General features: G+C 69.1%; 14 protein-coding genes. 5 read left to right on the plus strand and 9 right to left on the minus strand.

What is annotated here, in order from left to right:
• Positions 1 to 111: 111 nt before the first annotated feature.
• Both ACWEKS_RS16970 and ACWEKS_RS16975 read right to left on the minus strand, forming a co-directional pair.
• Positions 112 to 2,067, minus strand: a complete 1,956-nt coding sequence (locus ACWEKS_RS16970; RefSeq protein ID WP_452340958.1) for an acyl-CoA dehydrogenase family protein — start codon at positions 2,065 to 2,067, stop codon at positions 112 to 114.
• Between the two features lie 127 nt (positions 2,068 to 2,194).
• Entirely contained in the window at positions 2,195 to 3,379 is a 1,185-nt protein-coding gene (locus ACWEKS_RS16975; protein ID WP_452340959.1) for an AAA family ATPase, read from the minus strand.
• A gap of 188 nt (positions 3,380 to 3,567) precedes the next feature.
• Here ACWEKS_RS16975 and ACWEKS_RS16980 point away from each other — a divergent pair, with 188 nt between their 5' ends.
• From ACWEKS_RS16980 to ACWEKS_RS16990, 3 genes are all read left to right on the plus strand, one after another.
• Entirely contained in the window at positions 3,568 to 3,825 is a 258-nt protein-coding gene (locus tag ACWEKS_RS16980; RefSeq protein ID WP_354840935.1) for a hypothetical protein, read from the plus strand.
• Between the two features lie 220 nt (positions 3,826 to 4,045).
• Positions 4,046 to 4,717: a C40 family peptidase gene (locus ACWEKS_RS16985; RefSeq protein ID WP_452340960.1), complete on the plus strand. Its 672-nt coding sequence runs from the start codon at positions 4,046 to 4,048 to the stop codon at positions 4,715 to 4,717.
• A gap of 42 nt (positions 4,718 to 4,759) precedes the next feature.
• Positions 4,760 to 5,182, plus strand: a complete 423-nt coding sequence (locus ACWEKS_RS16990) for an RNA-binding S4 domain-containing protein (protein ID WP_452340961.1) — start codon at positions 4,760 to 4,762, stop codon at positions 5,180 to 5,182.
• Positions 5,183 to 5,270: 88 nt separating this feature from the next.
• Here ACWEKS_RS16990 and ACWEKS_RS16995 read toward each other — a convergent pair whose 3' ends face one another.
• The 5 genes from ACWEKS_RS16995 to ACWEKS_RS17015 form a co-directional block, all read right to left on the minus strand.
• The gene (locus tag ACWEKS_RS16995; protein WP_452340962.1) at positions 5,271 to 6,428 is read right to left on the minus strand and encodes a cation:proton antiporter; all 1,158 of its coding nucleotides are present in this window, start codon (positions 6,426 to 6,428) and stop codon (positions 5,271 to 5,273) included.
• Positions 6,429 to 6,455: 27 nt separating this feature from the next.
• Positions 6,456 to 6,845, minus strand: a complete 390-nt coding sequence (locus tag ACWEKS_RS17000) for a hypothetical protein (protein WP_452340963.1) — start codon at positions 6,843 to 6,845, stop codon at positions 6,456 to 6,458.
• Positions 6,846 to 6,924: 79 nt separating this feature from the next.
• A complete protein-coding gene (locus tag ACWEKS_RS17005; RefSeq protein WP_452340964.1) occupies positions 6,925 to 9,567 on the minus strand; it encodes an acyltransferase domain-containing protein in 2,643 nt (880 codons plus the stop codon).
• A 222-nt stretch (positions 9,568 to 9,789) separates the two neighbouring features.
• Positions 9,790 to 9,963: a type II toxin-antitoxin system VapB family antitoxin gene (locus ACWEKS_RS17010; RefSeq protein WP_354840953.1), complete on the minus strand. Its 174-nt coding sequence runs from the start codon at positions 9,961 to 9,963 to the stop codon at positions 9,790 to 9,792.
• Between the two features lie 143 nt (positions 9,964 to 10,106).
• On the minus strand, positions 10,107 to 11,081 hold the full coding sequence (locus ACWEKS_RS17015; protein WP_354840956.1) for an NAD(P)H-dependent flavin oxidoreductase: 975 nt from the start codon (positions 11,079 to 11,081) through the stop codon (positions 10,107 to 10,109).
• 284 nt (positions 11,082 to 11,365) lie between these two features.
• Here ACWEKS_RS17015 and fadD5 point away from each other — a divergent pair, with 284 nt between their 5' ends.
• Positions 11,366 to 12,931 (plus strand): fatty-acid--CoA ligase FadD5, encoded by a 1,566-nt coding sequence (gene fadD5 / locus ACWEKS_RS17020; protein WP_452340965.1) that lies wholly within the window; start codon positions 11,366 to 11,368, stop codon positions 12,929 to 12,931.
• Here fadD5 and ACWEKS_RS17025 read toward each other — a convergent pair.
• A complete protein-coding gene (locus tag ACWEKS_RS17025; protein WP_452340966.1) occupies positions 12,928 to 15,384 on the minus strand; it encodes a flippase-like domain-containing protein in 2,457 nt (818 codons plus the stop codon). The genes fadD5 and ACWEKS_RS17025 overlap by 4 nt on opposite strands.
• Before the next feature lie 340 nt (positions 15,385 to 15,724).
• Between ACWEKS_RS17025 and ACWEKS_RS17030 the strand changes: the two genes are divergently transcribed.
• Positions 15,725 to 16,351 carry a GDSL-type esterase/lipase family protein gene (locus tag ACWEKS_RS17030; protein ID WP_452340967.1) on the plus strand — a complete coding sequence of 209 codons (627 nt, stop codon included), beginning with the start codon at positions 15,725 to 15,727 and terminating at the stop codon, positions 16,349 to 16,351.
• Here ACWEKS_RS17030 and ACWEKS_RS17035 read toward each other — a convergent pair.
• Complete coding sequence (locus tag ACWEKS_RS17035; RefSeq protein WP_452340968.1) at positions 16,297 to 17,796, minus strand: threonine/serine ThrE exporter family protein; 1,500 nt, start codon at positions 17,794 to 17,796, stop codon at positions 16,297 to 16,299. The genes ACWEKS_RS17030 and ACWEKS_RS17035 overlap by 55 nt on opposite strands.
• Between the last annotated feature and the right edge of the window lie 69 nt (positions 17,797 to 17,865).

A 17,865-nucleotide genomic window follows, 5' to 3' on the forward strand; every position in this document is an offset into this window, starting at 1 on the left:
ATCGACAGTGACCGGGGTCCAGTACCGCATCGTCACATTCCGGCTGTCATCACAAACTGCCGCTCTCTAGCAATCGGACTAGAGAGCGGCAGATTTCTGTGCGGAGCTTGGCTACGTGGCCACCCCCGTCTTCGTGGACGGGAGGAACGGGCGCAACAAGTTCTGTTCCACCGACGGCCCGAACTGCCATTCGGCGATCCAGGGGCCGGTGCCCTCGCTCGGATCCAGTGCGCCGCCCTCGAGCCAGCGGTAGCGCCCGTCGAGGATGCCGCGGGTGAGGTCGGTGTCGGCGTCATCGGTGTTGGACCAGAGATCGTCGAAGAGCTTCTCGACCCGCAGGCGGGCCTGGCGGCAGAAGACCTCGGCGAGTTCCTCGGCCGCCACGCCGTCGGGATTGCCGTCGACCCGCAGGGACTGGGCGCGCACGCAGGCCGCGGCCATGGCGAACAGTTCCGCGCCGATGTCGACGATGCGGCCCAGGAAGCCCTGCTTGTACTCGAGCTTGGCCTGCCAGCGCGCCATGCCGTACATGAGGGCGCGGGCCTGCTTGCGTGACATCCGCTCGACGAAGCGCATGTGCCGGGCCAGCGGCCCGAATTCGCCGTAGCCGACCGGCGCGGTGCCGGCGCCGACGGTCAGCTGCGGGAACCATTTGGCATAGAAGCCGCTCGCCCCGACCGCCGCCTTGGCCTTGTCCTTGAGCTCGGCATTGCGATCCACCAGCGCCCCGGCCGCGGCCATGTGGGCATCGGCCATCTCGCGGGCGATGAGCAGCCGCATGATCTCGCTGGAACCCTCGAAGATGCGGTTGATGCGCAGATCGCGCACCAATTGCTCGGCGCCGACGGCTCTTTCGCCGCGGGCCCGCAGCGAGGCCGCGGTCTCGTAGCCGCGGCCGCCGCGGATCTGCACCAGTTCGTCGGCGATCCGGCACGCCATCTCCGAGGCCCACAGCTTGGCCAGCGCGGCCTCGATACGGATGTCGTTGCGGTTCTCGTCGCACATGGTGCCCGACAGATCGAGCACCGACTCCAGCGCGAAAGTCGTTGCGGCGATGTAGGAGAGCTTCGCGCCGACCGCGCCGTGCTCGCCGACCGGGCGGCCCCACTGCACGCGGGTGGCCGACCATTCCCGCGCGATCTTGAGCGACCACTTGGCCGCGGCCGTGCACATGGCCGGGATGGCGAGGCGACCGGCATTGAGGGTGGTGAGCGCGATCTTGAGCCCGTCGCCCTCGCGGCCCACCAGATTCCGCTTGGGTACGCGCACCTTGTCCATCCGGGTGACACCGTTCTCGATGCCGCGCAGGCCCATGAACGCATTGCGCCGCTCCACCGTGATGCCGGGGCTGTCGGCCTCCACGATGAACGCGGAGATGCCGCCGCGATGGCCCTCGCTCTTGGGCACCCGCGCCATGACCACGAGCAGTTCGGCGACAACGCCATTGGTGGTCCACAGCTTCACGCCGCTGATCTCGTAGGCCTCCCCGTCCGCGGTCGGGGTCGCGGTGGAGGCCATGCGTGCCGGGTCGGAGCCCACATCGGGTTCGGTGAGCAGGAACGCGCTCACCGCGCCCTTGGCGCAGCGCGGCAGGAACTCTCGCTTCTGTTCGGGGGTGCCGGCCAGCTTGAGCGGCTCGGGCACGCCGATGGACTGGTGCGCGGAGAGCAGCACGCCGAGGCTGGCGTGTGCGGAGCCGACCAGCATGAGGGACTTGTTGTAGCCCACCTGCGACAGCCCGACCCCGCCGTACTCCTCGGGAATCTTGAGGCCGAAGCAGCCGAGTTCGGCCAGCCCGCGCACGTATTCGTCGGGGACGCGGCCCTCGGCCTCGATGCGCTGGCCGTCGATGGTCTCGCAGAAGGCCCGCAGCCGGGTCAGATAGGCCTCGGTCTTGGCGGCGTCCGCGGCGTCGGGGCGCGGAAATGGATGGATGAGGTCGAGCCGGAACCGGCCGAGGAACATCTCCTTGGCGAAGGACGGCTTGGCCCAGGTGGTTTCGCGGGATTCCTCGACCAGTGCCCGGGCTTGTTCTTCGGTGGCGTCGACTTTGGCGGCAGTCGCCATGATGTCCTCCTCGACCGTGATGAGAATCACATTCGAGTGTAGGAGTCTTTGTTACCCGCCGGTAGGGGCTGGCAAAGATCAAAAAGCCTTGTCACAAGATGATCTTGATCAGCTGGCTAATCTTCGGTTATTGAACGCCGCGCAGGTATCGGCCGAAATGCGGCACCGTGAAACCGATGGTTCCGCGCTCGGCCGAGTAGATCAGACCCTTCTTGATCAAGCCGTCGCGCGCCGGGGACAACGAGGCGGGTTTGCGTCCCAGCTCGAGCGCCACCGCCGAGGTGGCCACCGGTCCGTCGTCGCCGGACAGGTCGGCCATGGCGCGCATGTATTCGCGCTCGGCCGGCGTCGCTCGCTCGTAGCGGGAGCCAAAGAAACCGACCGCCAGCTCTTCTTCGGCCGCAGGCGACGCCACTGCCACATCCTCGGCCGAGATCGGGCTCTGCGCCGCCGCGTCCCAGGCGGCCTTGCCGTATGCCTGCACGAAATACGGGTACCCGTCGGCCTTCCGGTACAGCGCGTCCAGCGCCTCCTCGGAGAACTTGACGTTCTCCCGCTCGGCCGGCGCGATGAGCGCCTGGTCGGCCGACTCCCGATCGAGCCGATCGATGCGGTGGTAGGAGAACAGGCGCTCGGAGTAGCTCTTGGACGCGGTCAGCACCGCGGGCAGATGCGGCAGACCCGCCCCGACCACGATCAAAGGCGCGGCGTCCTGGCTCAATTCGTGGCAGGCCCCGCAGATGGCCGAGATGTCGGCCGCCCCGAGATCCTGCATCTCGTCGATGAACACCGCGATGCCGATGCCCAGATCACGCACCAGCGCCGCCGCCTCCATGAGCAGCTCCACCAGATCGATCTCGATATCGCCGGAGTCGGCCCGCCCGGTCACCGCGGGCACATCGATGCCCGGGTTCCAGCGTTCCCGCATGCCCTTGCCGTCGGTGGAGCGCAGTGCGAAAGCCTTGAGAATCCCCAGGAAATCGTCCACCTGCTCCGGATTGCGGTGTGTCACAGCGATCGAACGCACCGCCATGTGCAGCGCCGAGGCCAGCGGCCGCCGCAGTTCCTGATCGGGGCGGGCCTCCAGCTTCCCGGTGCCCCAGCCGCGCGAGCGGGCCGCCGAGCGAAGCTGGTTGAGCAGCACCGTCTTTCCGACGCCGCGCAAACCGGTGAGCATGACGCTGCGTTCCGGCCGTCCGCGCGCCACCCGCTCCAGCACGATGTCGAAGGCGTCGAGCTGCCGGTCCCGGCCCGCGAGCTCGGGCGGTCGCTGCCCCGCGCCGGGTGCGTAGGGATTCCTGACGGGGTCCATGCGGCCCAACCGTAGCGCGGTCGTCGCGGATTATCCGGGCATCTATCGAGGACACTAGAGACAGCTATCGACCGGCATACCGGCTGGGCCGATTCGCGATCGGCGGAAGTAGATACAGCGAGTCCGCGGTGTCCCCGGGGGTCTCTACCCTTATGCCTGATTCGTTGGGATCCAGCGCAGGAGGGTTCATGTCGGAAGAAGCCGTACCCACGCCCACCGTCGCGGAGGTGGTCGAATCCTGGAACGTGCCCGCCGAGGCGATCGTGGCCGCGCGCATCCGCAACAACATCCTGGTGGCCATCGAGCGCGGGTACGACGATCCGCAGCTGGTAGCCGATCTCGCGGTGGGTCCGCTGGTCATGGCGCTGGGGCAGTTGGAAGTCGATCTCGCGGACGCTCGCCGGCGGATTGCCGAGCTGGAGCGGGCGATCGAGGCGAAGGATTGATAACGGGCGTATTGACCACGTATATCGTCTCGTGATCCACGGCCCTATACCCCGAATTACTTGTTCAGCGGGGCATTTTCGTAAAGATGCGACGCGCCTATCGTGTCGGGTGGACAACACGGCGACCTAGTCGTAATCTTCTCGTGACTTAGCGGAGTCTGTTGCTTCATCGGAGAGGCAGCCCGCGACGTTACAGCAGCAAGATCGGAGATGCGGCTCAGTGGGTAAGCACAGCTTGCAGCAGGAATCTCGGCTTCCGAATTCCGTGAAGGGCGCCATCGTCATGGGTGCGATGGCCGCGACGACTACCGGCGTGTTCCCGGCGATCACCGCCACCGCCGCCACCGTCGAGATCCCGGGCATCGGAAACTTCGACGTGCCGGACGATTTCGCGCCCCAGGTGCAGCAGTTCAACCAGACGGTCAAGGACGCCGAGACGGCGCTGCAGACCCCGGGTGGACTGGGCGGCGGCGCTCAGGTCGGCGTCCCGGCTGCTCCCGCTCCGCAGTTCCAGCTGCCCAGCATCTTCCAGAAGTCCAGCTCCGTCGGCGACATCGCGCTGCACGCCGCCGAGACCAAGGTCGGCGCCCAGTACTCCTGGGGCGCGACCGGTCCCTACAGCTTCGACTGCTCCGGCCTCGTGCAGTGGGCCTACAAGCAGGCCGGAGTCGAGCTGCCCCGCACCAGCTTCGAGCAGTCCAACGTCGGCGCCCCGGTCGCCTTCGAGGACCTGCAGCCCGGCGACATCGTCATCACCAACGGTGGCGGCCACGTCGGCATCTACGCCGGCGACGGCAAGCTGCTGAACGCCGTGCAGACCGGCACCCCGGTCTCCTACACCAACCTGCACGCCAGCCAGGTCGTCACCGCGCGCCGCATCATCAACGCCTGACGCACATATCATCGTCAACGCCCGACGCAGTATCGTCGACGTGTGACCACTGCTCCACTGAGCACCACGGCTCAGGCCCGAGTTGATTCTTGGACCTGGGCCGTCCGCATTTTCAAGACCCGCTCCGCGGCCGCCGCGGCCTGCCGGTCCGGGCATGTGCGGGTCAACGGCGTACCGGTCAAGCCCGCACACCAGCTGAAGCCCGGTGACGAGATCCGCGTCCGCGTCCATGGTTCCGAACGCATCGTCATCGTCGAGCAGCTCATCACCAAGCGCGTCGGCGCGACCGTGGCCGGGCAGTGCATGATCGACAAGAGCCCGCCCCCGCCCGACCCGCAGCTGACCGCCCTCCTGCCGCGCCGTGATCGCGGCGCCGGACGCCCGACCAAGCGCGAGCGCCGCGAGACGGACCGGTTGCTGGGGCGCGACCTCCCCGGCCTCCCCGGGGCTTCAGCGGACGGCTAGGAGCCGTCGACAGCCTTGCGCCCGTGCCGAAGCTCGGGTGCCAACCCGATTTCGGACGTGCCCGGCGAGTTACCCCCGACTCACGAAATCAGTTGTCTCGCTGGGATATTGCGGCATCGCCCGGCGTGCCCGTGGACGCCGCCCGCGCTCCCCACGCGGCGGCGGCGATGGTGACCAGCGCGCCGAGCATGAGCGCGGCCGGTTCGCCCGGCTTCAGCACGTGCAGCTGGGTGCCGACCGTGACCGCCGCGACCGGCACGCCGATCTGCGCGGAAGCGATGGCCCCGAGCGGAATCGGCTGACCCAGGAACCGCATGAGCACGTGGGCCAGTACCGCGCCCGCGCCCAGTGCCAGGCCCAGCAGGATCAGGTGCGGGTGGTCGCCGAATTCGCGCAGGTTCAGCCGTGCGCCGAGCCAGACGAAGAACAACGGTGCGAGGAAGCCGTCGCTGATGGCGAAGAGCTGCTTGGCGACTCGGCGCGGTTCCCCGATGGCCGCCACCACCAGGCCGAGTGCGAAGCCCGCCAGCATGATCGAGACGTGACTGCGGGTGGCGAGCGCGCCGAGGGCGAACAGCAGGGCGAGGCTGACCCGCAGTTCCAGCGCGAACTGCCGATCCTCGGAGATCTTGTGCAGCCGATGCCGGATGCCGGAGTCCTCGAGCCAGCGCAGGAAGAAGTACGCGACCACCGCCGCCCCGGCCACCAGTAGCGCCCCGAGCGCTGCCCGGCTCGCATTGTGCGGATCGATCACCAGCGGCAGCGCCACCACCGCGGCCGCGTCGGCGATGGCGACCTGAGCGGTCATCTCCAGCACGGGTTTTCCGCTCAGCCCCTGGGAATCGATGATGGGCAGCACGATGGCCGCCGAGGAGGAGGCGAGCAGAACGGCGTAGAGCAGTCCGTGCCCGGTGTCGAACCAGGCCGCGATGCCCTGCCCGGCGATCACCGAGAGCACGCCCACCAGCACCGCGCGCAGCGCGCCCCGCCCCAGCGCCGAGCGAATGGCCGCGTCCCGCACCGGCACGTGGGTGCCGGCCACGAACATGACCACCGCGAAGCCGACATCGGCGATGAAGGCGAAGGTCGGGTCCTCCGGGTGCAGCAGGCCGAAGCCGGTGGTGCCGAAGACGATTCCGGCCAGCAGTTCACCCAGGATGACCGGCAGGTGCCAGGACTGCCGCCAGGCCAGCCAGGGCCCGGCCAGGCCGAGCAGGGTGATGAGGGTGAGGGTCTGGAAGGTCACGGCGTCGTCGTCTCGGCATTCACGCGGTCAGGGCAGGGAGGCGATCTTCACCGGGATCGCGATGTTCTCGTCGGTGTAGTAGATGGCGCAGACCCGGTGGTAGCCGTCCACGATCTGCATGGGCACGGCCTTGCGGAAGTCCCCGCGCACCACCAGGATCGGCGAGAGCGCCAGGCCGGCCGTGATCTTGGCGAGGTCGCGGCGGACGAAGGGGTTGTAGGTCGGCAGGATCTCCAGCTGGGAGGCGCGCAGCAGGTCCTTCGCCTTCTTGTGCACCACGGGGGCGTCGCGCAGCTTCTGGATGACCTTGTCGACGATGTCCGGCTCCGCCAGCATGTCGAGGTAGTCCGCCGCGGCCGGGTAGTCGTGCTCGTCCGGCTCCTTCTTCCACTTGACCGTGATCTCGGGGTCCGCCATGGAGCCATCATTCCCGTGCGACCGACCGGTCGCCTATGGACACGCGGATTCGGTCCCAATTGACCGTTTTGCCCGGCTGTCAGGCTGCGGGGCCGACCACCCACTCCACGCAGATGACCCGCCGATCCACCTGCGCCGCCGCCAGTTCCCGCACCGCACCCGGCTCGGCCGCACTGGGTACGCAGGTCAGCAGCACGGTGAAATCGGTGGGATCCGCCGCCGTCAACTCCAGCAGATTCGCCGCCGCCACCAGCCGCGTCTCCCCCGACGCGTGCACCACGCCCCGGACGGCCGGCCCGCACTCGCGAATGTCCTGCAGCGCCGTCGCCAGATCGGTGCGATCGGCGCAGTCGCACCGCATCACCACGATCCGCTCCTCCATCCCCGTCAACCCCGCCGGCAGCGGGCGCGGCGTGCGGGTCAGCACCACCACGTCCCGCGCCCCCGCCTCCAGCAGCCAGCGCACCGCGACCTCGCCCTGCGGGCCCAGCCCGCCCGCGACCAGATACGTCCCGTCCGGCCGGATGTCGACGGCCGGAAAGGCCGGTGCCGGCGGCTGCCCGGCCGGGTACGCCGCGCCGAAGCCGCCGTCGCGCCACCGGCGCCGCGCACCGGAATCCGTTCTGCGCCATTGCCGTTGCGGTGGTGCGGCCGTCAGTGAGCCGAGGGCCGTCCAGTCCACGGCGCACCCGTCCAGATAGCGCCGCGCGATGGTGTGCAGGAAACTCTCCGCCTCGTCGTCGCGGGACAGCACGGCCTGCGCGCCCTCCCGGAACGGGGCGCGCTCCCGCAACCCCGGGGTCAGCACCGGCTGCGGCCCGATCTCGAGAATCCTCGAAATCCCGTCGGCGGCAGCGGATTCCAGCGCCGCGGCCAAGTGGATCGGATGCCACGCATTGGCAGCCCAGTAGGCGGCGTCCGTGCGCAGATCGTCCGCGGTGGCGGGCGGTGCCGTGGTGCGCGCGGTCTCGTCCCCGGTGGCCCGGGTGTCCGGCATCCGGGGCACCGGGCCGGGCCGGGTGGTCGAGTAGAACGGCAGCTGCGGCGGATTCGCCTCGAGATCGATGAGTTCACCGTGCAATTCGGCGGCGCGGTCGCGGATCGCCGGCAGGTGCGCGGCGGCGGGTATTGCGTCGGCCGGGAGGCGCTGGGCGAAGATGGTGCGGCGATGGGCCCGCCGCACCAGGGCGTCGACATAGCGGGGCTCGCCCGCCACGGTGATGGCGGTCGGACCGTCCACCGCGGCGACGGCGACATCGGCGCGCATGGGCTCGACCAGCCGGGTCACCTCCGTGAGGGTCGCCTCGAGCACGACCGCGGCTCCACCCCCACCGGCCCGCTCGAGCAGCCGCGCCCGCGCCACCGCCACCCGTGCCCCGTCGTCCAGCGACAGCGCGCCGCTCGCGACCGCGGCGGCCACCTCGCCGGCGCCGTGCCCGGCCACCGCATCCGCGTGCAACCCCACCGACTCGAGCAATTCGGCCAGTGCGACCTGAAAGGCGAACAATGCCGAATGCTCGAATACGATGCCGCGTGCGCCGGATTCGCCCGAAGTGTCGCCCTCGCAGCCGAATTCGCGCGCGCGATCGGGACCGTGCTCGCCGCCTCGACCCGCAGGGGTCGTTCGGTGGAATCCATTGCGTGGCGTCCAGACTCGTGGGCCGCCGGCCGCTGCCACGGCGTCCACTGCCGCGGTCAATGCCGCCGCGAAGACCGGGTACCGGGCCGCGAGCGCCCGTCCCATGCGCGGGTGGCCGCCGGTTCCGGGGAAGAGGAAGAGCGTGCCGCCGTCGGGATCGGTGCGGACCGGGTCGAAGATGCCGGTCGCCGCGCGTGGGAGGGGTGCGGGCGCGACCGTCCCCGTGGTGCGGGCGATCGCGGGCGTGGTGTCGATGCGGCGGGCCAGCGTGCGCAGGTGGGCCGCGGCCTCGGCGCTGTCGCGGGCGAGAACCCCGGCGCGGGTGGGTTCGGGTATCAGCCGGGCAGTGGCGGAGGCGAATTCGCGCAGTGAGCGATAGGACCCGATCGCGACGGCCCAGCGCAGCGCGAGGGCGTGGATGGCGGCCGGGTCGCGTCCGGTGAGGGGCAGGAGAACCGGGGGTTCGTCGCCGCGGTCGAGGGCGGGGGTCCCACCCGGTCGCGCGGGGTCGTCCAGGGCGATGTGTGCGTCGGGGCTGTCCGCCTCGGGGAATCCGATGGCGGGCCCGCCGATATCGGCGTAGCGGCGGGTTCGGGTCCGGAGCGCGTCGGTCGTGCGCTGCAGCACCAGGACGGTGCAGATGCCATTGCCGCCGCCGGCGCCGGTGCCGCGATTCCTGGGCACCGGTATCCGAAGGTCCGAAATGTCCGGTAGCAGAGCGAGATCCACACCGCCCGCGATGACGAAGGGCACGGCTTCGTCGGCCAGCAGACGTACGCCCATATCCACGGCGACCAGTGGTGAGGCGCGCCGGCTGTCCACGGTGAGGCTGGGACCGCGCAGGTCCAGGGCACGCGACAGGTGGTGGGCGCTATTGGTGCCGCCGACCGCGCCGAAGACCACCGCCGCATTGGACGTCGGTGCCAGACAGCCCAATCCGGAGTCGTCCAGTGCTTCCACGGCGACCTCGAGGTTGGTGCGCTGGCGCGGGGTGAGCCCGGCGGCCACGAGGCGATCCATGCCGAACCACTCGTGATCGAACTCCAGACCCGTCGACCGGCAGCCGACGCCAACGATCGACACCCGGGGGAACGGGGTGGGATCGGTCGATGCTCTCGTACTCTGCCGCACAGGAATGCCCTCCCGTGTCCGCGCGCTGTCGGCCGTCGAGGTACCACCGGCGATTCTGCCAAGAATTCGCCGCGGCCAGAAGAGCTTTCGCGCAGGCGAATTCGTCAGCCGGCGCTGTGCAGGTCAGCGCCTATCCGATCGCCCCGAAGGCCTCGGGGTCATCGTTGCGCATGATTACGAGGCCGTGGCCGTCCGCCCCTGGAAGGGATGGTCGAAATCCTCGGCGGTGGCATGGGAACTGAAGAACCGCAGTGCTAGGTTCACCGCGTCCTGTTCGGTGTTCACACCAGAGATGGCCATGGTCCGGCGCAGCGCGTCGTCGTCGAGATAGATTCGAGTGATGGCCATTTCAGGCACCTCCGCCGCATCCGTCGTGTCCTCAAAGCATGACGGATCCAGCAGGCGCCGATAGCCGGAATGGCCAGAGCCCTTGGCAGGAAATGCCAAGGGCTCTGTCGTAATTGTCTGGGAAGTACGGACTTTCGCCGGAATTATCCGATCATGCCCGCGAGCCGCTGCTGGATCAGCGCCTCCGCCTCGGTGACCATCCGGGAGACCAGCTCACCGCAGGTCGGGATGTCGTCGATGAGGCCCTGCACCTGACCGGCCGACCAGATGCCGGCGTCCAGGTCGCCGTCCTCGAACACCCGGCGGCCGCGCGCGCCCGCCACCAGATCCTTGACATCCTCGAACTTGCCGCCGGCCTTTTCGATCTCGACGACCTTGCGGCTGATCTCGTTGTCCGCCACGCGGGCGGTGTTGTGCATGGTGCGGAAGATGAGCTGGGTGGCCCGCTCGGAGTTGGCGACGATCTGCTCCTTGACCGTCTGGTGGATCGCCGACTCCTGGGTGCACATGAAGCGGGTGCCCATGTTCACGCCGTCCGCGCCCAGCGCCAGCGCCGCGACCAGGCCGCGGGCGTCGGCGATACCGCCGGAGGCGATGACCGGGATGTCGAGGGCCCGGGTGGCGGCCGGAATCAGGATCAGGCCCGGCACATCGTCCTCGCCCGGGTGCCCGGCGCATTCGAAGCCGTCGATGGACACGCCGTCCACGCCGATCTTCTGCGCCTTGAGCGCGTGCCGCACGCTGGTGCACTTGTGCAGCACCTTGATGCCGGCTTCCTTGTAGTACGGCAGGAAGGGCTCCGGATTGGATCCGGCGGTCTCCACGATTTTCACGCCGGACTCGATGATCGCCTGCACGTACTCCTGGTACGGCGGCGGGTTGATCGACGGCAGGATGGTGACGTTCACGCCGAAGGGCTTGTCGGTGAGCTCACGCGCGCGGTCGATCTCGCGGCGCAGATCGTCGGGGGTGGGCTGGGTGAGCGCGGTGATGATGCCGAGACCACCCGCCTCGGAGACGGCGGCGGCCAGTTCGGCGCGGCCGACCCACATCATGCCGCCCTGGACGATGGGGTGCTCGACCCCGAAGGTCTCGGTGAATCTGGTCTTCAGTGCCATGGGCGCTGTCCTCTCCCTGCCTCTCGCAAACTGCCCCGATACTCGCATAGTTGCATATGGAGCGACAACCCTGATGTGAGTCAGGGTTTGCACCTGACCAGGGCTTTGACCAGTGCACCCGGGACTGGCCGCTTCTGGATGCGGGTGCCTACCAGGCTCGAATATGTGCTCTGAACTGCTGAATGAAGCTGTGAGAACTCATTGGTGAAACCTTCTCTGTAACCCTTGTCACGTCAGAAAGTTAAGCGCTATTCTCACAGGCGATCAGCGTGAAAGGACACCGCATGACCTTCCAGCCGCTAGACGAGCCGATTCGGTCGCGTCGCAACCACTGGGTGAACCAGGTCGCGACCCACGCGGCCATGCGGCCCGGTCAGGTCGCCTTCAAGTACAAAGGCGTGGACACCACCTGGAAGCAGTTGCACGAGCGGTCGGAGCGGTTCGCCGACGCGCTGTCCCGTCGAGGGGTCGGGTTCGGCGATCGTGTGCTCATCCTGGCGCTGAACTACACCGAGTACATCGAGGCCGTCATGGGCATCAATGCGCTCGGGGCCATTGCGGTGCCGGTGAACTTCCGGCTCACCCCGCCCGAGGTCGCCTATATCGTGGCCGACTCCGGGGCCAAGGCCATCGTCACCGACTCGGTGCTGCAGCCGCTGGCCGTGGGCGTCGCCGGGCAGGCCCCGGACCTGTCCACGGTCGTGGTCATCAACGGGCAGACCGGCGCGGGTGTCATCGGCTACGACGACTTCCTGGCCGAGCCGGGTGAACCGCATGCGCCACTGGACATTCCGGAAGAGACCCCCTGCCTGATCATGTACACCTCGGGCACCACCGGCAGCCCGAAGGGTGCGGTGCTCACCCACGCGAACATGAGCGCGCAGGCGCTGACCTGTATCCGGGCCATGGAGATCACCCCGGACTCCATCGGCCTCTGCAGCTCACCGTTGTTCCACATCGCCGGGTTGGGCTCGCTCACCCCGTATTTCATGCTCGGCGGCAAAACGGTGCTGCATCCGCTGGGTGCGTTCGATGCCACCGAATTCCTCGACGCGGTCGAGGCCGAGCGGGCCACCGCCGCCTTCTGCGTGCCGGTGCAGTGGCAGCTCATCTGCGAGGAGCCGACCGTCAAGCAGCGCAAGCTCGCGCTGCAGGCGCTGTGCTGGGGTGCGGCCCCCGCGTCGGACACGGTGCTGCGCGCCATGGCCGACTGCTTCCCGAACGCCTTCAACGTGGCGGTGTTCGGCCAGACCGAGATGTCACCCATCACCTGTGTGCTCGAGGGCAAGGACGCGCTGCGCAAGATCGGCTCGGTCGGCCTGCCCATCCCCACCATCCAGGCCCGCGTGGTCGACGACGAGATGAACGATGTCGCACCCGGTACGGTCGGCGAGATCGTCTATCGCGGACCGACTCTCATGCAGGGCTACTGGAACAAGCCCGAGGCCACCGCGGAGGCCTTCCACGGCGGCTGGTTCCACTCCGGGGACCTGGTCCGCCAGGACGAGGAGGGCTTCATCTACGTGGTGGACCGCAAGAAGGACATGATCATCTCCGGCGGCGAGAACATCTACTGCGCCGAGATCGAGAACGTGCTCTTCGCGCACCCCAAGATCCACGAGGCCGCCGTCGTGGGCCGCGCGCACGAGAAGTGGGGCGAGGTGCCGGTCGCGGTGGTCGCGCTCATCGACGGCGTCGACGACCTGACCCTCGAAGAGCTGGAACCGTTCCTGAACGAGTCCCTGGCCCGCTACAAGCACCCCAAGCACCTGGTGGTCGTGCCCGAGCTGCCCCGCAATGCCAGCGGCAAGGTCGTGAAGGTCGAACTGCGCAAGGCGTATTCGGCCTAGATCATGTCCTTGGCGGTGAGCCAGCGCATGATCGGCCAGCCGCAGAACACCGGCAGCCAGCAGGTCAGCACCCGGTAGAGCAGGACGGCGGGGACCGCGATCCCCGCCGAGACACCGAAGGCGGCCAGACCACCGATGAGGGCGGCCTCCACCGCGCCCACCCCGCCGGGGGTCGGGGCGGCCGAGGCCAGGGTGCCGCCGATCATGGTGACGATGGTGACGGTCACGAAAGTCGTACTGCCGCCGAAGGCTTCGATGCTGGCCCACAGCGCCAGCGCCATGCCCAGGGTCGTGGTGGCACAGCCGCCCACGATCATGGCCAGCCGGCCGGGCCGCCGGGCCAGATCCTTCAGCTGGCCCACCACCTCCGCCAGCTGCGGGCGCACCTCGTTGAGCAACCACTTGCGGACCTTGGGGACGAACATGGTCACGCCCAGCAGGCCCAGCAGGGCGCCCGCCACCAGGTACAGCACGGTGGCACTGGGCACGAAATGCGACAGGTTGGTGGAGGTTCCGGCCAGCGCGCCGAAGATCAGCAGCAGCACCACGTGGGTCACCACCTGCACCGTCTGCTGCAGGGCCACCACCGCGGTGGCCCGCACCGCACCCAGGCCGCCCTTCTGCAGGAACCGCACGCTCAGCGCCAGCCCGCCCACGCCGGCCGGGGTGGTGGTCGCGGCGAAGGTGTTGGCGATCTGCATGAGCAGCAGGTTGCCGAACCTGACAGCCTCGGAGGCGCACGCCCACAACGCCATTGCCGCACCCACATAGGTGAGGGCGGACACGGTCAGCCCCAGCAGCGCCCAGCCCCAGTTCAGATTGCGCAGCTCCGAGGCGAAGGTGGGCACCGCGCTGATGTACGGGTAGGCCACGTACACCAGGCCGATGAGCAGCACCAGCTGGATGATCTGGTTGCGCGAGAAGCGGGTGATCTGCGCGGCCTCGATCCTGTCCTGCCCGGTCTGCGCGGCCACCTCCGCGCGGATGTCCTTCATCAGCTCGCCCGCGTCCGGCACCGCCTTGCGGAGGTGGGTGGGCACCGCGGTCTTGGTGAGCCGGGCCGAGGCGTCCAGCACCGCCTGCTTGTCCAGTACTTCGAGCGCGGTGCGCACGGCCGGGCCGACACCGAACAGATGCGCGGAGGACAGCAGCAGCTGGGCCACGTCGGAGTCGAAACGTGCCTGGTACGCGCCGAATTCGGATTGCACGAACCCGCCGAACAGCACGGTGCCGTCGTCGAGGACCCGGATCTCCTCGGCGTGCAGTTCGCCGTGCGAGATCTGGGCCTGGTGCATGCTGTGCAGCGCCTGCCACACCCGGGTCAGCACCGGCTCCCCGTCGGCGGCGGCCAGCGGCCGGCCCTGGGGCACGGTGTGCGCGTACACCATCCAGCCGCGGTCCAGCGCCGCCACGGTGAGCGGCTTGTTGCTGGCCAGGCCCAGATCGGCGATGGCGAAACCCATCAGGGCGCGATGCTCGACCGCGCGGCGCATGGAGGCGAACGGCGCCGGGTACTCGCCGCTGCGAATCGTGAGCCAGCGCTTGAGCTGCTGCAGCATGCCGCGGCTGCGCTGGTTCGCGCCGTACATCTCGATGATCAATTCATTGTCCGGTGAACGGGACTCACCGGACTCCGCCGCGGTCCCGGCCACGGCGGGCGCGCCGTTGGGTGAGGCGCCCAGTTCCGGCTGCGGCACCGTGCTCGCCGAAAGCACCAGTGGCCCACGGGCGGCCGGGCGCAGCACCTTGAAGGCGGTCACCCGGAACCCGCGCTGGGCCAGCACCCGCACCGCCGCGTCGAGCGGCACCTCGAGCGCGGGCGTGCCCACCACCAGCACGATGACCGCGCCCACCAGCCAGCCCACCACCAGGCCCAGCGCGGCCCGGGCGGGCACCACCAGCGAGACGAACAGGTGGATCGGCACGAAGGCCAGCAGCAGCGTCCACCACCAGCGTCGCGCCCGTGCGGGCAGCCACGGGCTGGCCACCGTGAGCGTCGCCGCCAGCATGGCGATCCAGCGCGGATCGTCGAGGAACTGCGACAGGAAGGTGTTGACCTGTCCCGGTTCCGACAGATGCCAGCGCGGTGCGGAGAAGCCGGTGCCGGTGATGGAGAACAGGCCCAGCGCGATCAGGCCCGCGGAGACGAAGCCCGCCAGCAGTTTCCACTGCCCGCGCAGCACCAGCCGCACCAGAATGGCGAAGGGCAGCGCGAGAATGGCGATGCCGTAGACGATGTAGACCAGGTTCGACTGTTCCGGGGTCAGGAACCCCACGATGCCGGAGACCGAGCGTTCCAGCGCCTCCCACTGCGGCCTGGTGATCAGCGATCCGGCGATGACGATGGCCACCGACAGCGCGGACAGCACAACGCGCAGAATGTCACTGGTCCGGCGGATCCGCGGCTGCAGCAGGCTGCCGGAGACGGGAATCTCCCGCCCGTCGACTCGCATGTCCTATTCGCGCTTTCGGATCGTGGGAACGGCTGTGGTCCCAAGGTCGGCTCGGTGTGAGTATGCGGCAGTCGACGGCATCACCGACCACCCAACACGCCGTAACCGTAACAGTGTCTGATTCGCCCCTCTGCTCCGCTCCGGGGCGGGTTCGCGGCCCCCGAGGTCTCGATTCTTCCCTCCTCCGCTTCGCTCCCCCGCTGCAAGGCGGAGGTCTATTCCAGCCGCGGTCCAGCATCGAGACGGGCCGCGACCGCCTCCACCTCCCTGCGGCTTCCCTGTTATTCCTGCTTGATGCGAGTCTTTGAAGGATCGCGAACGGGCGTGCGAGGATCGGGCCGTGGTGCTCGATCTCCGTGTCTGTTTCGTCGGTGAGTCCTTCGTCGCGGGAGTCGGTGATCAGCGATGCCTGGGCTGGGCGGGCCGGCTGGCGGCCCGGGCCACGGCGGCCGGACAGCCGCTGACCTGCTACAACCTCGGCATCCGGCGGGAGAACAGCACCGAGCTGCGGGCCCGCTGGGAGGCCGAGTGCACGCCCCGGCTACCCGCGGGTGCGGACTGCCGGGTGGTGATCTCCACCGGTGTCAACGACACCCAGCTCGAGGACGGCCGTCCCCGGGTCGATCCCGGTGAGTCGGAGCGCAATCTGGCCGACATCCTGCGCCGGGCGCGGGAAAAGGGCTGGCAGACAATGGTGGTCGCGCCGCCGCCCAATGTCGACGACGACCACAATGCCCGGCTGCTGGCGCTGGACGCCCGCTTCGCCGACCTGTGCGACGAGGCCGCGGTGCCCTACCTGCGCGCGCATCAGCCGTTGCGCGAGAACCAGATCTGGATGCGCGATGTCGCGGCCGGCGATGGCTTCCATCCGGGCGCGACCGGCTACGACGAGTTCGCCGCCCTGCTCGCGCCTCACTGGCTGCTCTGGCTGGCCGATCCGGGCTCGGAACTCCCGGTGGTGCGCTGAGTTTCGGTTCCGGGTCCCAGCCAGTCCTCGACCATGCCCTGGAGCCGCGGCTCCCGGGCCGAGGTCACCAGGCCCGAGCCGACCAGCACGCCCAGCGCGATGGCGAGCACGGTGAGCACCGCGGTGACCAGGATGTGCAGGCCATTGGGGTCGTTCTCGGTGACCAGCGCGGAGATCCCGCTCAGGCTCATGCCGCCGGGCACCAGCATCCAGAAGGCGGGCAGGAACACCACCTGTGTCGGCGGGGCGTCCTTGAAGCGCTGCACCAGGTATGCCACCGGCACCGCCACCATGCCGCCGAGGAACGAGCCGAGCAGCCCGCCGCCGAGCTGGGTGCCCAGCTGCTGCCCGCAGAACGCCGCGTACAGCACGATCAGCAGCCAGCCCAGGGATCTCTGCGGGGCGCTGGCCCGCCAGCTGTGGCCCAGTCCGATCAGCAGCACCCCGAGTATCGGTGTCCACCAGCCCAATCCGTGTCCCGCCTGTGGTGACACCGTGGGCAGCGTGCCCAGCAGCTGCAGCCCCACCAGCACCCCGAAGGCCAGCAGCACCAGCTTGTTGAAGCCGTAGATGGTGCGGCTGGCGCCCGCGATCATGGATCCGGTGGCCAGCTCGATGGACCCGTTGGTGAGCATGGCGCCCGGCAGCAGGCTCGACACCGAGGGGATCAGCAGCTGGGAGGGATTGCCGCCGCCGAGCGCGTTGGGAAAACCGAACGACAGCAGGGTGACCACCGCCCCGGCGAGCACCGGCAGGCTGGTGTACAGCAGCCGGAACCGGTCGGCCGCCATGATCAGCAGCTGCACCGCCAGCCCGAGCACCATGTAGCCGAGCAGGGCGGTGGAGGTGGGGTTGAGCATCAGGCCGAGCCCCACGGTGAGCACCACATTGCCGGTCAGCAACCGCCACACCGGTGTCGGCTGCGGCGAGGCGAGGATGTCCTCGAGCGCCGCGGTGGCCTCGGCCGGCGGCGGCAGTTCGCTGGTGATCCGGTCGATGAGTTCGTAGAGCGCGGCGATCTGATCCAGGCGCAGCGTGTCGGAGTCGGCCTCGAGCAGGTCCATCGCCGATCCGCGCGAATCCTGTACGCGCACGAACACTCCCGTGGGCAGCACGAAGAAGTGCACCTCGGTGGCGTCGTAGCGGCACGCCAGTTCGTCGAGGATGTCCTTTACCCGGCCGGTGGTCTCGCCCGAGCGGATGAGGGCTACGCCCATGTGCCGCAACAGATCCAGCAGGTCGGCGGAGATGGGTGGTTCCTCCGGCGGCGGGGCCTGCTCCGCCGGGGCGACCGCGCCGGGGCCGACCCGCCGCAGCCAGCGATCCATGGATCCGGCGGCCTTGCGGGTGGCCCCGTAGAGGCTGCGCGACAGCGCGCCCCGGCCGCGCGTCGTGCGCCGGTGCGGTGGATGGTGCCGCGACAGACTCGTAGCCCTCGCCTCCATAGATGAGCAACTTCGTAGCAATCAAAATCTAGCGCGCGGCGGGCCCGGATCCGCCGGACGCGAGCCATC

It is taken from the genome of Nocardia sp. NPDC004711, assembly GCF_053601595.1.